The sequence below is a fragment of the Protofrankia sp. CiP1_Cm_nod2 genome (genome assembly GCF_920664355.1).
In the GTDB taxonomy this organism is placed as follows: domain Bacteria; phylum Actinomycetota; class Actinomycetes; order Frankiales; family Frankiaceae; genus Protofrankia.
Window position 1 is genome coordinate 8534 of the sequence record NZ_CAKKTL010000071.1, and the last position, 14851, is coordinate 23384.

Here is a 14851-nt window from a genome sequence, read left to right on the forward strand (position 1 = left end):
GTGCCAGGAGCGGGGCCAGGAGCGGGAGCGGAGCTGGGTGCCGGTGCGCCGGTGGGCGCGCCGAAGGTCGTGAAGGCCGATCGCCGCGGGACGCGGTAGGCCGCGCCGCCGGTCAGGTCGTCGAGGATCACCGCGGCCCGCCAGGCGCCCAGGCCGAGGTCGGGCGTGCCGACCCCGTGGGTGTGCAGCTCGGCGTTCTGGACGTAGATCCGCCCGCTGACCTGCGGCGCGGTCGCGAGCCGGTAGGCGGCGTCCACCTGGTACCGGCCGGCGTCGTCGAGGTCGAGCAGGTCCGTGACCGGGCCGAGCAGCGTGGGCCGGCGGGCGGCGTACCCGGTCGCGAGCACGACCCGGTCGGTCTCGACCGTGAACGCGCTGTCCTGCGGGACGTGCCGGCAGGTCAGCCTGATCCGCCCGCCCGCCGTCCGCGTCCCCGACTCGATCGCGACGTGGGGCAGCAGGGCCGCGTCCACGGACCCGCCGGCGACGGTCCGTTCGTACAGCAGGTCGTAGATCTCCGCGATCGTCTCGGCGTCGATGCCCTTGTACAGCTGCCACTGGGTGGGCAGGATCGCGTCCTTGGCCGCCTGGTCCAGACCGTGGAAGTACCGGACGTAGTCGGGTGTGAACTGTTCCAGGCCCAGCTTGGAGTACTCCATCGGGGCGAAGGCCGGCGTCCGTGTGATCCAGTGCAGGGCCTGGCCGGTTTCCGGCTGGGCGCGCAGCAGGTCGGCGAAGACCTCCGCGCCGGACTGCCCCGAGCCGACGACGGTCACGTGCCCGGCGCCGGCCAGGCCGGCCCGCCGCGTCCGGTACTCGGCGGAGTGGAACACCTCCGGCCCGAGCAGCCCGGCGAGCGCCGCCGGCACCGACGGTTCGGTCCCCACCCCCAGCACGATGTTGCGGGCCAGCACCGTCCGGGCGGCCCGGATGTGGCCGTCGGCCTGGACGCTCACCTCGGCCTCGAACAGCCCGGTGTCCGCACGCCAGCGCAGCGCGTCCACCCGGGCGCCGAAACGGGCCGACGCCAGGCCGGTGGCCACCCAGCGGCAGTAGTCGTCGTACTCCTGCCGCAGCAGGTGGAAGCGCTCGTGGAAGTAGAACCGGAACAGCCGGTCGTGCGCGTGCAGATAGGACAGGAACGACCAGCGGCTGGTCGGGTCGGCAAGGGTGACCAGGTCGGCGAGGAAGGGCACCTGCAGCCGGGTGCCCGGCAGCAGCAGGCCGGGATGCCAGGAGAACCCCGGCCTGGTCTCGAAGAACCGGGTGCGCAGCCCGGGCAGCCCGTCGGCGAGCGCGGCCAGCGAGAGGTTGAACGGCCCCAGCCCGACGCCTACCAGGTCGAACGGCTCGTCCCGCGTGTCCGGCTCGTCCTGCCCGCGCTGTGCGTCCGGGCGGTCCTGGTTGGACAGTCGGGCACTCACGATCCGAGCTCCGTGACGAGCGGGTTGGGGATATCGACGTACAGTGACTGAGTGGCGACTGGGCCGGCCAGTTCGTCGCGGCCGTCGACCGCTGTCGCGAAGTTCGCCTTGCAGCGCAGGACGGGGGAGCTCAGCAGCAGGCCGAACAGGCCCGGCACGGCCACGCCGTCGGCGGCCAGGTCGGCGCGTAGGCGCACCAGCAGGGCGCGCACGGCGGCCAGCAGGTGGGCCTCGTCCGCCCGGTTGGCGGCACCCAGGGCGCCAGCCAGCCCGAACACGTTGTTGATCATAAGGTAGTAGAGCACCCGTTCGTCCACGAGAGCGTTGTCGAAGATCGCGGCGAGCCCGTCGCCGAACCCGGGCACGGCCCGGCGGGCGGCGTCCGCGTGGGACGCGGCGACATAGTAGCCCTGGCTGTCGCGGTACCAGCCGGCCGTGGGCCAGCCGTGGTCGTCCAAGGTGACCAGGCAGTTCTGCTGGTGCGCCTCCAGGCCGACCCCGTGGCGCGCGTACAGGTCGAGCGCCGGCGCGGCGACGACGCGCAGGTAACGGGCGAACCAGTCGGCGGCGATCTCGGCGGCGGGCCGCCCGGCCCGCGCCGCCAGCCCGTCGATGATCCTGGCGAGCATGGACGGGCCGGGGTCGGCGGGGTTGGCCGGGCCGGTGCGCACGGCCCGGTCCGGGCGGTCGGCGACCAGCCCGGCCACGCAGACCACCCGGTCGTCCGCGCCGAACGGGTTCACCCGGATCGCGCTGTCCAGCCCCGGGCCGGGCGCGCCCGCGGCCCCCGGGGCCGGGCTTCCCGCGCCCGGCGGGTTGAGACCGACCCACGCCGGATCCTCGAGCAGGTGGAAGCCGGGATGGGCGCTGGCCAGCCAGTCCCGCGGGCCCGCGTCGAGCAGTGCGCTGACCTGGGCGCTCAGCTCCAGTTCGCCACGCAGGTTGACCCGGCGGGAGTTGGTGATCCGCATCCCCAGGGAAAGTTTGATCATGACTGGCGCATCCGGCCGCCACACGGTGCGCAGCGACGCCGTCGGATACCACGGTGGCCCGGCCGGGCCGAGGTCCACCAGCAGGCCATCGGCGATCATGGCGGTGACGTCCGGCCGGGCACGCAGATGGCGGGCCTGCCAGGGGTGTGCCGGCAGGAGGAGGTGGCCGGCGGGGGCGGCGGGCAGGTCGCGGTCGGGCAGCAGGCGGCGCAGGAGTTCCGCCGGGCCGCGGCCGGCGATCGTCCCGCCCGAGGCCGCCACCGACGGGTGGGCGGCGAACCAGTGCAGCGCGAAGGAGCCATGTAGCTCTGGAGAGTATGTAGCCAGTTCCTCCGGCGAGGCGCCTTCGCGGCTCTTCGCTGTCGGATGGAACGGATGCCCGGTTATCAGCGCCTGTTCGGCGACGAGGAACAGCGGCAGGCCCGCCGCGTCGCCCGCTCTGTCCGCCACGGCAGACGCGCCCGCCCCGAACGGCATGGCCGCTTCGGCCGCTGCGGCCGCTGCGGCTGGTGTAAGCGGCACAGCCGGTGGGACGGCCGGGCCAGAGGGCGCGGCTGGTCCGGGCGGTGCTGTCGGCGTGCCCGGCGTAGCCGGTGCGCGGTGGGTGGTGGCGCGGGCTTCGATGTGCACGGCGATCCGCCGCAGCGAGTCGATGACGCGGCCGAGGCAGTCCGCGCCCGCCGACGCCGGCAGCCCCTGCCGGCTGGCGATCTCGCGGACGAGCAGGGCAGCCAGCAGCCCGGCGTCCACCGGCTGGCCTCCCGCGACCTGGCCTCCCGGGGCCGGGCCGCCCGCGACCGGAGCCTCCCGGCTCGGGCCTTCCGGGGCTGGGCCGCTGATGACCGGCGGGCCGAAGCGGTGCCAGCCGCAGGGTGAGCGATAGTGGACGGGCACCTCCAGGGCCAGGCCGGAGGCGGGCAGGCCGATCCGCAGCGGGCCGCCGTGGCGGTCCACTGCGATCCCGTTCTCCCGGACCCAGCAGCGCAGCAGCGTCTCGGTGACCCTGATGTCCGCGGCGGCCGCCGCGGGGGTGGGCCTCACGGGGGTGGGCCTCACGGGGGTGGGCCTCACCGGGGTGGGGAGGCTGCCGCGGTGAGGGCGTCGGCGAGGATGGCCAGTACCCGGTCGGCCTCGGCGTCGGTGATGGTCAGCGGCGGGAGCAGCCGCACCACCGCGTCGTGGCGCCCGCCGAGCTCGACGATCAGGCCCCGGGCCAGGCACTCGGCCCGGACACGGGCGGCCAGGTGCGGGTCTGCCGGCCGGGCGCCGAGGGCGTCCGGGCCGGCGTCGGGGTCGACCACCTCCAGGCCGATCATGAGCCCGCGCCCGCGGACGTCGCCCACGCAGGGCCGGCCCGCGGCGATTGTCCGCAGGTCGGCCAGCATCCGGGCACCGGCCTCGGCGGCGCGCAGATCCAGGGCTTCGGAGCGGACGAAACGCAGGGTGGCGACGCCGGCGGCCATCGCGAGCTGGTTGCCGCGGAACGTGCCGGTGTGTGCGCCGGGAGCCCAGCCGTCCAGCTCCTCCCGGTAGGCGATGACGGCCAGCGGCAGGCCGCCGCCGATCGCCTTCGACATGACGATGACGTCCGGGATGATGCCGCTGTGCTCGCCGGCCCAGAACGTGCCCGTGCGCCCTACCCCGGTCTGGACCTCGTCGAGGATCAGGGGGATGCCCCGCTCGGCGGTGATCCGGCGGATCGCCCGCAGCCAGTCGTCGGGCGCGGGCACCACCCCGCCCTCGCCCTGCACGGCTTCGACGATCATCGCGGCGGGCCGGGCCACCCCGCCGCACGGGTCGTCCAGGAGCCGTTCGATGTACTGGGCGGACAGCCGCGCGCCGTCCGGGCAGTCCCCGTCGGTGGCGCCCACGCCGAACGGGCAGCGGTAGGGGTACGGGTAGGGCAGCCGCACGACCGTGCCCACCGGCCGGAGGCGTTCCTTGATCGTGACGTTCCCGGTGACGGCGAGCGCACCAGCTGTCATGCCGTGGTAGCCGCCGGTGAACGCCAGCAGCGTGTCGTTCCCGGTGACTGTCTGGGTCAGCTTGAGCGCGGCCTCGACCGCGTCCGCGCCGCTGGGCCCGCAGAAGTGCAGCTTCGCCGAGGCCGCGAGGTCACCCGGCAGGCAGGACAGCAACTCGGCGGTGAACGCGTCCTTCTCGGGGGTGGCCAGGTCGAGCACGTGCAGCGGCGCGCCGGAGTGGAGCAGCCCGCGGATCGCCTCGTGGACGACGGGATGGTTGTGGCCGAGCGCGAGGGTGCCGGCGCCGGACAGGCAGTCCAGGTAGCGGCGGCCGTCCGCGCCGATCACCGTCATGCCCTCGGCGTGGACGGGGACGATCGGCAGGCTCCTGGCGTATGTCCGCGCGGACGACTCGCGCCGGCGCTGCCGGGCGAGGATTCCCTCGGCGCGGACCCGGCCGTCGGCGTCCGGCGCGCCATGGCCGCCGGTGGCGCCGGCCGTGGGGCCGGCATGGGCGCTGGATCCCGAAGGGCCGGCGGATTCGGAACCGATGGCGGATATCGTCAAGAAAGCGACTCCCGTCCGGTGGCCTGGGCGCCCTGAGCGATCCGGCCCGAGCGCCCGCTCCGGGGCCCGGGCGGGTGGCCCGGGGCCCGGAGGGTGCCGGGGTCCCGTAGACCTTTCCGGTCGGCGGATTCGATCCGGTGCGGGACCTCGGGCGCGGGCAGGGACATTCCCGCTCGATCATGCCACCTGTGAGCTTCCGTTGGGTTCAGGGAAGCCTAACCTAAGTAGTTATCGGCAGGGGGAGTGAACCGCAGGTGTAATCATCCTCTCGCTCGCCGCAATCCGACGGCGAACCCTGCCGATCCGGCAACGCCGAGCCACGTGGCACCCGCACGGCTGGCCGCGGCCCGGCGGCCCGGCGGCAGCCGCCGGCAGCGCAGTGGCAGCCGTAGGTGAAAACCGTCACCCCCACAGCGGCGGCCACCTACGGCCGGACGAGGCGTAGGTGGAAAGCGCTGTCGGGATGACGGGAACCACCTACGGATCCCGGCGGTCGGGGAGGGCCGCGGTGAGGTCCTCGAGCAGGTCGTCGATCGACTCGATGCCGACCGACAGCCGGACGAGGTTCGCGGGCACCTCCAGCGGGGAACCGGCCACCGAGACGTGCGTCATCCGCCCGGGGTGCTCGATGAGCGACTCGACCCCGCCCAGGGACTCGGCGAGGGTGAACACCCTGGTCCGCCGGCACACCTCGACCGCGGCCTCCTCGCCCCCGCGCAGGGCGAACGACACCATCCCGCCGAAGTCGCGCATCTGCTTCGCCGCCACCTGGTGGCCCGGGTCGTCCGGCAGGCCCGGGTAGTGCACGGCCGCCACCGCGGGATGCCCCGCCAGCAGCTCCGCGACGCGGCGGGCGTTCGCGCAGTGCCGGTCCATCCGGACCGCTAGGGTCTTCGCCCCCCGCAGCACCAGCCAGGCGTCGAACGGGCTGGGCACCGCCCCGGTCGCGTTCTGGATGAACCGCAGCCGTTCCCCCAGCCGCGGGTCGGACACCACCGCGGCACCGCCGACGACGTCGCTGTGCCCGCCGAGGTACTTCGTGGTCGAGTGGACCGCCACGTCGGCGCCGAGGAGCAGCGGCTGCTGCAGGTACGGGGTGGCGAAGGTGTTGTCGACGGCGAGCAGCGCGCCGGCGGAGTGCGCGATGCCGGCCAGCGCGGCGATGTCGGAGACGCCCAGCGTCGGGTTCGTCGGCGTCTCGGACCACAGCAGCCGGGTACGGCCCGGCCGGATCGCCGCCCGCACCGCGTCGAGATCCTCCAGGGGCGCCGGGGTGTACTCCACGCCCCACTCGGCGAACACCCGGGCGAACAGCCGGTAGGTGCCGCCGTAGGCGTCCAGCGGGATCACCGCGTGGTCGCCGGGGCGGCACACCGTGCGCAGCACCGCGTCCACGGCGGCCAGGCCGGAGGCGAAGGCGAGCCCCGCGGTGCCCGCCTCCAGCGCGGCCAGGCAGGTCTCCAGCGCGGTGCGGGTCGGGTTGGACGAACGGGCGTACTCGTACGCCCCGCGCGGGACCCCGACGGCGTCCTGCGCGAACGTCGACGACGGATGGATGGGGACGACCACCGCGCCGGTGACGGGGTCGGGGTCCTGCCCCGCATGGATTGCCACCGTCTCGAAGCCGCTGCCGGCCCACGTCTCGGCGCCGGCCGGCCACGCGCCGACCGGCGACGCGCCGACGGGTGACGCGCCGACGGGTGACGCGCCGACGGGTGACGCGCCGACGGGTGACGCGCCGACGGGTGACGCGCCGACGGGTGACGGGCGGCGCGGGTCGCCGGCCCGGGCCGCGGGGCCGTCCCCACCGGCTACCGCGCCGTCGATCGTGGGATCGCTGGTGACAGGGCCGTCGGCGCTGGTCATGGGCTCCTCGGTGGGTTACGGGGTGGCCAGGAAGCTGAGCAGGTCGGACCGGGTGAGGATGCCCACGGGGTTGCCGTCCTCCAGCACGAGCACGGCCGGCGCGGCGCCGAGGGCGGCGACCAGCACCGACAGCGGCTCGCCGGCGCCGACCGTGGGCAGCGGCGGCGACATGTGCGCGGCCACCGGGGCGTCGACAGCGGCCCGGTCGGCGAACACGGCGCCGAGCAGCTCCAGCTCGATGACGGCGCCGGCCACCTCGGCCGACCGCAGCGGCGGCTCCTGGCGGACCACCGGCATCTGGGAGACGTTGTACTCGCGCAGGTAGGAGATGGCCGCGCCGACGGTCTCGTCCGGATGCACGTGCACCAGGTCGGGCGGGCTGGACGCGTCGGCGGCCTTGCGGGCGAGCACCTCGGCGACCGTCGGCTCGTCCGAGGGAGGGTCGAGAAAACCGTAGTCGTACATCCACTCGTCGTTGAAGATCTTCGACAGGTAGCCGCGGCCGGAGTCCGGGAGCAGCACCACGACGCAGCCGTCGGCGTCCAGCTCCCGGGCCACCCGCAGCGCGGCGACCACCGCGAGCCCGCAGGAGCCGCCGACCAGCATGCCCTCGCGGCGGGCCAGCTCCCGGGTCATCAGGAACGAGTCGCGGTCGCTGACCGCCTCGACCCGGTCGACGACGGCCTTGTCGTAGGTGGTCGGCCAGATGTCCTCGCCGACTCCCTCCACCAGGTAGGGCCGCCCGCTGCCGCCGGAGTACACCGACCCCTCCGGGTCGGCGCCGACGACCTGTACCCGCCGGTCGCTGGCCTCCTTGAGGTAGCGGCCGGTGCCGCTGATCGTCCCGCCGGTGCCGATACCGGCGACGAAGTGGGTGACGCGCCCGTCGGTGTCCGCCCAGATCTCCGGGCCGGTGCTGGCGTGGTGCGCGGCGGGGTTGTGCGGGTTGGAGTACTGGTCCGGGCTCCACGCGCCGGGCGTCTCGGCGACGACGCGGCGGGCGACCGAATAGTAGGAGCGGGGGTCATCCGGGGCGACCGCGGTCGGGCAGACCAGCACCTCGGCGCCGTAGGCCCGCAGCACCGCCCGTTTCTCTTCGCTGATCTTGTCGGGCATGGTGAACACGCAGCGGTAGCCGCGGGCCGCGGCCACGATCGCCAGCCCCACCCCGGTGTTGCCGCTGGTCGGCTCGACGATCGTCCCGCCCGGCCGCAGCTGCCCGGCGGCCTCCGCGGCGTCGATCATCGTCAGGGCGATCCGGTCCTTCACCGACCCGCCCGGATTGACGTACTCCAGTTTGGCGAACACCGGGGCGGCAATACCCTCGGTGACCGCGTTCAGCCTGATCAGTGGGGTACCGCCGACCACCGCGGCCAGGTTCCCGTAGACACGCATGCGCCGCCCTCACCTTCGCCGCCGAGGTCCGCAGCCGCCGCTGGGCTCCCAGCGTACGCAGACCAGGCGCCCGCCGCAGGCCAAGCCGCACCGTGTCGCGGAGGCCGCGGAAATCACAGATGATCGCAGGGCCGCGCTGGCCGCGGCGGCTACGAAGATCACTCCTGCTCGTCGCGCCGGGCGGTCGAGGAGCCGTGGGAGCCGTGGGAGCCCGTGGTGTGCTTTGGAGCGGTATGTGCTGAGTCGCTGTGTGTCGAGTCGCTGTGTGTCGAGCCGGTGTGCGTCGAACTGGTGGCGGTCGAGCTCGTGTAGCCCGAGCCGGTGGACGTCGAGCTGGTATGGGTCGAGACGGTGTAGGCCGAGCCGCCGTGCGCCGGGCCGTGCCACGTCGAGCTCGAGCTCGAGTTCGTATGGTGCGTCGCACTCGTGTGGACGTGGGTGAAGCCGCCGCCCGGGTCCCGCGACACCGCGGCCCGCACCGGTGGGGGGTGCCCCAGGAACCCCTGCATGGCGAACTCGTATCCGTAGGCGCCGGCCATCGGGAAGACCACCACGTCACCGGCGCGCACCTCGTCCACGGTGATGTCACGGGCGAGGGTGTCCTCGGGCGTGCACAGCTCACCGACCACGGTCACCGGCCGTCCGGCGACGCCTGGACGCGGGAAGTCGTACGGCCAGCCGTCCACCGCGACGACCCCGAAGTTGTGCACGATCTCCCAGGACGTCGGCAGCTGGAAGTGGTGGATGCCGCCCCGCAGCACCACGAAGTCGGTGCCGTGGGCGTGTTTGACGTCGGTGACCTCGGCCGCGTACGCGCCGCAGTCGGCGACCAGCCAGCGCCCCGGCTCGAACAGCACCCGTACCCTGGCCGGGACCGGCGTCGCCCGCAGGCCGGCGGCGAAGGCGTCCAGGTCGAAGGGGCGCTCGCCGCGCCGGTCCGGCTCGAAGGGCACCCCCAGCCCGCCGCCGACGTCGACGACCCGCAGGTCGACGCCGTGCGCGGCGGCCGTGGCGGCCGCGTACCCCAGACACCAGCGGACGTACTCCAGGTGCGCGGCGGCGTCGAGGTTCCCGGATACGGCATGGACGTGGAAGCCGAGCACGTCGACCCAGGGCAGCGACCGGGCGACGGCCAGGACGTCGGGGACGTCCGCCTCGGGTATCCCGAAGGCGCTGGCCACGCCGCCCATCCGCAGCGAGCCGGCGAGGGCCACCCGGGACGGGTTGACCCGCAGCATGACCGGTATCCGGCGGCCCACCCGGCCCGCGGCGTGGTTCAGCCGGCGCAGCTCGCCGGGGCTCTCGACGTTGACGGCCACCTCGGCGCCGGTTCCGGCGGCCTCGACGAGCGCGGCCAGCAGCGGGGCGGACTTCCCCGGGCCGGAGGCGACGATGCGGGCGGGCCGCCCGGTCCGCTGAGCGCTGTCCAGCGCGAGCATGATCTCGTAACTGGAGGCGACCTCGAAACCGTCCACCCCCTGGCCGGCGGGGAGGTCGTGGCCGGCGGCGGGGCGATGTGCGCTGCGCGTCTGACGATCTCCGTGGCCGTGGCCGTGGCCGGTGGCGAGGGCGTCGAGGACCGGCGGGTAGCCGTTCGCCTTCACCGCATAGAAGATCGCGGCCCATGGCGGTAGCGCCGCTTTCAGCCGGGTGGCATTCCCGGCCGCGACGTCAAGATCGTAAACGTACGCGCTGACCGGATCGGCGTGCGCCCCGGCGGGAGGCTGTGACCCGGTGAAAGGCTGTGACCCGGTGAAAAACTGTGCGTCGGCGAAAGGCTGTGACGCGGCGAAGGCCGCTGACGCGGTGAAAGGCTGTGTCCCGGTAAAGGCCGCTGACACGGTGTGAACGGTGGGGGGACGGGCGGATCGGCCGGGGGCGCCGCCGCGTGTCTCGAGCGTGCCGCGCAGCCAGTGCAGCGTTGCCGCGGGTAGTCGGCTGACGGGCAGGGCGTGCAGCCGGCCGGCCGACGGTGGCAACTGCACGCGCGTTCAGCTCACGGCTGGACAGGTCACGGCTGGACAGGTCACGGTTGGACGGGTGACTGGACAGGTAGGTCGAACCAGAGGTATTTTCCCGAATCCACCGCCACCGCGCCCCAGCTGCCGGCGAGAGCGTCCAGGACGAGCAGACCACGGCCGCCCTCGCTGCCGAGATCCACCTGCTGCCGCTGCGGTAGCACGACGGAGGTGTCCGAGACGGAGGCGTGCACGAGACCGGGCCGTAGTTCGAGCAGTAGCCAGACGGGTGGTTTGCCGTATTTGACCGCATTCGTGACCAGTTCGCTGACCAGGAGCTCCGCTGTCCCGACGGCTTCCTCGGGCAGATTCGTGCGGGCCAGCTGCTCCCTGAGCGCGCGGCGTGCCTGCGGGACGGCCGCGGGCACGTAGGGCAGCTCGACCAGCAGGTGGGTGGCCGAGGGGCGCAACGCCGACGCGCGGGTCATCATGTCCTTTTCCACCCCGTCTGTGTATTCATTGATCACCGAATCCGACGTGACGACATCCCTGTACGTCTACCCACAGGCCGGCTATTCCAAGCACTTCCGGTCTTTCACGGTCAACGGGCGGATGCCGGATAGTTTTTATGACGTACGGTAACGGTACCGCTTGGTTCCGTCACCACCTTCAGGGGAAAGGTTGAGCTGGATCGCGGAGTGTCATGTTGGTATGCGGGCGGCGAGCACCGCGACGTCGTCACGCAGCCGGCCGCCGGCGAACCGCTCGGCAGCCGCCCGCAGCCGCTCCGCGATCCCCTTGGCGGACATCCCGGCGCAGCCGCGCAGGGTCGCCAGCAGCCGCTCCTCACCGAAGAGCTCCCGGCCACGGCGTGCCTCGACGACCCCGTCGGTGTAGAGGACGAGCGCGTCCCCGGCCCGCAGCGACACCCGCACCTCGGGAAAGATCGCGTCCTCGTCGTCGAGGACCCCCAGCAGCGTCCCCGGCTGCGCGACGAACACGGCCGTCCCGTCCGCCCGGAGGAGAACAGGCAACGGATGCCCGGCCATACAGATCGACATCACCCGTTCGGCCGTCCGCGCGTCGGACCGGGCACCCGGCCGCGCCGGGCCGGCGGGACCACGCGCCCCCGAAGGCCCTGGGCCGCCTGACCGCCCCGGCTCGTCGGGCAGGCCGGGCTCGTCTGCTGGCAGGCCGGGCTCGCTCGGGGGGCCGGGTTCGCCCGGGGGGCGCAGCTGGGCCGCCGCGAGCGTGCAGAAACGTCCCTGACCAGCGGGATTCGGGTAGCTGGTGGTGTCCCGCAACGCCCGGTTGAGATCCATCATGATGTCGGGCAGGTTGTGGCGCTGGCCCGCCAGCAGCCGCAGCACGGCCCGCGCGACCCCGGTGACGTTGGCGGCTTCCGCGCCCTTGCCGCAGACGTCCCCGATGATGATCGTCCAGCCGCCGTCCGGATCCGGGACGAGGTCAAAGAAGTCACCGCCGACCTCCAGTCCGGCTCGCGCCGAGCGGTAGGACGAGCCGAGCTCGATCCCGTCGATGCGGGGCAGTTCGGGCGGCAGCAGCCCGGCCTGTAGCTCGCCGGTCACCTCCACCTGCTGGCGGAACAGGCGGGCGTTGTCGACCGTGAAGGCCGCGCGGCGGGCCAGGTCGGTGAGCAGTTCGATCTCGTCGGCCTCGAAGCTGTTCCCGGCGGCGCGGCCGAGGGTCAGCACACCCAGCACGCGGCGGCGGGCGCACATCGCGGCGATGACGGTGGGAGCGCCGTCGACGGTGGCCACCCGCACGGTGTCGGTGAGCGCCGCCCGCACGTGGGCGACCAGCGTCCCGGCCGGGTCGCCCGCCCAGGCGGACAGGGCACCGGCCGCGGCCTCGTCCACGTGGCCGACGGCGGCCAGTTTGATCGCGCCGTCGTCGCGCAGCAGGTGGACCGTGCACCAGCGGGCCAGCCGGGGCACGGGCAGGCGCGCGAGCAGGGCCAGGCTCCGCTCGGTGTCGAGGCTGCCCGCGAGCAGGTCGGACGCCTCGGCCAGGAAGGACAGCATGCCGATCCGACGTTCCTCGGCCCGCCGCAGATGGGCACCGCCGAGAGCCAGCGCCATCCAGCGGGCGACCAGCTGGATCCGCTCCTCGACATCGTCGTGGGCACCGTCATGGACATCGTCATGGACATCGCCATGAGCACTGTCGTGAACACCGTCGTGAACACCGCCGTGGACGTTCCCATGAACGCTGTCGCGCCCATGAACGCTGTCGCGGACACTGCCGTGGACGCCGTCCTCGTCGTCGAGCCGGTACCCGCGGGCCGCGCCGGTGGGCGCCCTGCCGGTGGGCGCAGGCAGGCCCGGTGCCCACAGCAACAGCTCTCCGACGATCCCGTCACGGGAGTCCAGCGGGATGCGCCGGGCGTCCCGCTCCGAGCCGGTCGGGCCGAAAGCCGCCACCACCTCCGCCGTTTCCGCCCGGTTACGGCTGCGCCGCACCAGGCCCGCCCCAAACGACGGCAGCGCGTCGAGGAACTGCGCCAGCAGCTCACCGACCTCCTCCTCGGCCGACAGGACGCGGGTGAGGGCCGGCGAGAGCAGCCGCGCCGGCCGGCGCGGGCCCACCACCGCGCCGCCAGCGCCGCCAGCGCCTCCAGCGCCTCCAGCGCCTCCAGCGCCTCCGGGGGCCCCAGCGCCTCCAGCGCCTCCGGGGGTCACCGTGGCTCCTGTTGTGGCTCCGGTGGCACCCGCGGCCGCCGTGGCAGGTGCGCCCATCCCGGCTGGCAGGGGGCTGGCGGTGGATCCGCTCCCATGGCCCGGCAGGCCGGGGAGCGCCGTCCGGATGCCGGCGCGGGCCGTCTCGGCGGCCGCGGCGGCCGGGCCGCCCCCGCCCGCGGCTTCGGTGCCGGCGGACGAACCGTCGGGGACGTCGAGGCGGAACCACACCTTCTTGCCCGTCCGGTCGTGCTCGGTGCCCCATGCCGTGCTCAGCGCGTCCACCAGCGACAGGCCGCGGCCGTCCTCACGCAGGCTGTCGATGCCGTCGTCCGCGATGGGCCCGCCGGTGACACTCCCGGGTGCCGCCGGCCGGCGCGCGCCGGCCGGCGTGGACCCGGGTGCCGCTGAGCTCCCCGGGCCGTCGATGGCCGCCGGGCGGACGGCGGCGGGGGCGTGGCCGGGCTGGCCGGCGATCGGCACCGCGCCCAGTGCCAGGGGATAACGGTCACTGACCGCGACGATGAGTCGTCCGTTGTTGTGCCGGATGTCGACTGTCGCGTCGGTGCCGGCGTGCACGATCACGTTGGTCACAAGCTCGGTTACTAATAGTAGTATTATATCGACGGTATCGGCGTGGAGACGGCCGTGCAACGTGTCGATAATGAACCGGCGGGCCGATCTCGGTGAATCGATGACCGGTGGAAGTGTGAGGGTGCGGCGGAACCCCTCTTCGCCGAGCATGTGAAGCATGCCGGTCAGTCTCTCCTGTGTTGTCCGGTCATGAGGGATTGGCCGTCGCAGGGGGCGCGGCTGGCGGATCTTCCGAGCCGGTCCGGCCGGCACGCGCGGCACCAGGCCGGATGGATCCGCTATATCCGCACAGCAAGCCCTGACGGATACTGTCGCCGAGCACTGCTGGATGCTTGATGAACGGGCGCCGGTCCGTTCCGATGGTCTGCCAGACGTGAGAGATTCCCGCGCACGCCGGTTTGGAGGGCTCCACCATGACGATGGTGTCGGAATCCGCGCCCGTGGACGACCACTTCATCGACGATTTGCTCGGTGCGCTGACGGCGTTGTGCGCGGGTGACTTCTCCGTCCGTCTCGGGGAGCGGTCCGGCCGCGACGCGCTGGTCGCCCAGCGCTTCGACGAGCTGGCCGCCCTGCAGCAGCGGCACTCCGGGGAGCTGGAACGGGTCAGCAAGGTGATCCGGCGGGACGGCCGGCTGACCGAGCGGATGGCCGACCTCGGTTTCGAGGGTGGCTGGGCGCTGTCGAGCCAGGCGGTCAACTCGCTCATCGACGACCTCGCGCGCCCGACACACGAGGTCGCGCGTGTGATCGCGGCTGTCGCGGATGGCGATCTCTCGCAGCACATGGCGCTGGAGATCGCCGGACAGCCGGTGCGGGGTGAGTTCCTCACGATCGGCACGACCGTGAACACCATGGTGGACCAGCTCTCCTCGTTCGCGGACGAGGTTACCCGGGTGGCGCGGGAAGTGGGTACCGAGGGCAACCTGGGCGGCCAGGCACGAGTCAAGGGCGTCTCCGGGGTGTGGCGGGATCTGACCGAGTCGGTGAACTCGATGGCGGGCAACCTCACCAGCCAGGTCCGCAACATCGCCCAGGTCACGACGGCGGTGGCGCAGGGCGACCTGTCCCAGAAGATCACTGTGGACGCGCGAGGTGAGATCTACGAGCTCAAGTCGACCGTGAACACGATGGTCGACCAGCTCTCGGCGTTCGCCGACGAGGTTACCCGGGTGGCCAAGGAGGTCGGTACCGAGGGCAGGCTCGGCGGGCAGGCCCAGGTAAAGGGCGTGTCCGGGGTGTGGCGGGATCTCACCGACTCGGTGAACGTCATGGCCGGCAACCTCACCACGCAGGTGCGCAGCATCGCCGAGGTCGCGGCCGGGGTCGCCCGCGGTGACCTCACCCGTCAGATCACCGTGGACGCCCGGGGCGAGGTCGCTGCCCTCGCCC

Annotated in this window: 9 protein-coding genes; 1 reads left to right on the forward strand and 8 read right to left on the reverse strand. The window is 73.4% G+C overall.

The features are described from left to right. The 8 genes from NBW84_RS10345 to NBW84_RS10380 all read right to left on the reverse strand — a co-directional run. Nucleotides 1-1424: lysine N(6)-hydroxylase/L-ornithine N(5)-oxygenase family protein (locus tag NBW84_RS10345; protein WP_250283999.1), on the reverse strand; the 1424-nt coding region annotated here is incomplete at its 3' end. Then, nucleotides 1421-3457, reverse strand: coding sequence for an IucA/IucC family protein (locus NBW84_RS10350; RefSeq protein WP_250284001.1), 2037 nt, complete (start codon nucleotides 3455-3457; stop codon nucleotides 1421-1423). The genes NBW84_RS10350 and NBW84_RS10345, both read right to left, overlap by 4 nt. A 26-nt stretch (nucleotides 3458-3483) precedes the next feature. Next, nucleotides 3484-4947 (reverse strand): diaminobutyrate--2-oxoglutarate transaminase family protein, encoded by a 1464-nt coding sequence (locus NBW84_RS10355; protein ID WP_250284003.1) that lies wholly within the window; start codon nucleotides 4945-4947, stop codon nucleotides 3484-3486. A 477-nt stretch (nucleotides 4948-5424) separates the two neighbouring features. After that, complete coding sequence (locus NBW84_RS10360; RefSeq protein WP_250284005.1) at nucleotides 5425-6813, reverse strand: cystathionine gamma-synthase; 1389 nt, start codon at nucleotides 6811-6813, stop codon at nucleotides 5425-5427. Nucleotides 6814-6828: 15 nt separating this feature from the next. Next, on the reverse strand, nucleotides 6829-8208 hold the full coding sequence (locus tag NBW84_RS10365; RefSeq protein WP_250284007.1) for a cystathionine beta-synthase: 1380 nt from the start codon (nucleotides 8206-8208) through the stop codon (nucleotides 6829-6831). A gap of 158 nt (nucleotides 8209-8366) precedes the next feature. After that, the gene (locus NBW84_RS10370; protein WP_250284009.1) at nucleotides 8367-10193 is read right to left on the reverse strand and encodes a type III PLP-dependent enzyme; all 1827 of its coding nucleotides are present in this window, start codon (nucleotides 10191-10193) and stop codon (nucleotides 8367-8369) included. A gap of 41 nt (nucleotides 10194-10234) precedes the next feature. Then, nucleotides 10235-10657, reverse strand: a complete 423-nt coding sequence (locus tag NBW84_RS10375) for an ATP-binding protein (protein WP_250284011.1) — start codon at nucleotides 10655-10657, stop codon at nucleotides 10235-10237. A gap of 210 nt (nucleotides 10658-10867) precedes the next feature. Then, complete coding sequence (locus tag NBW84_RS10380; protein WP_250284013.1) at nucleotides 10868-13618, reverse strand: SpoIIE family protein phosphatase; 2751 nt, start codon at nucleotides 13616-13618, stop codon at nucleotides 10868-10870. 254 nt (nucleotides 13619-13872) lie between these two features. On the opposite strand from NBW84_RS10380, the gene NBW84_RS10385 reads away from it, so the two are divergent. Continuing rightward, the coding region (locus NBW84_RS10385) for a HAMP domain-containing protein (RefSeq protein ID WP_250284015.1) at nucleotides 13873-14851 on the forward strand (979 nt) is incomplete at its 3' end.

Coding starts and splice junctions, on each gene's coding strand:
- NBW84_RS10360 (WP_250284005.1), bottom strand. CDS start 6,813: ATGACCAGCGCCGACGGCCCTGTCACCAGCGATCCCACGATCGACGGC.
- NBW84_RS10365 (WP_250284007.1), bottom strand. CDS start 8,208: ATGCGTGTCTACGGGAACCTGGCCGCGGTGGTCGGCGGTACCCCACTG.
- NBW84_RS10375 (WP_250284011.1), bottom strand. CDS start 10,657: ATGATGACCCGCGCGTCGGCGTTGCGCCCCTCGGCCACCCACCTGCTG.
- NBW84_RS10380 (WP_250284013.1), bottom strand. CDS start 13,618: ATGCTTCACATGCTCGGCGAAGAGGGGTTCCGCCGCACCCTCACACTT.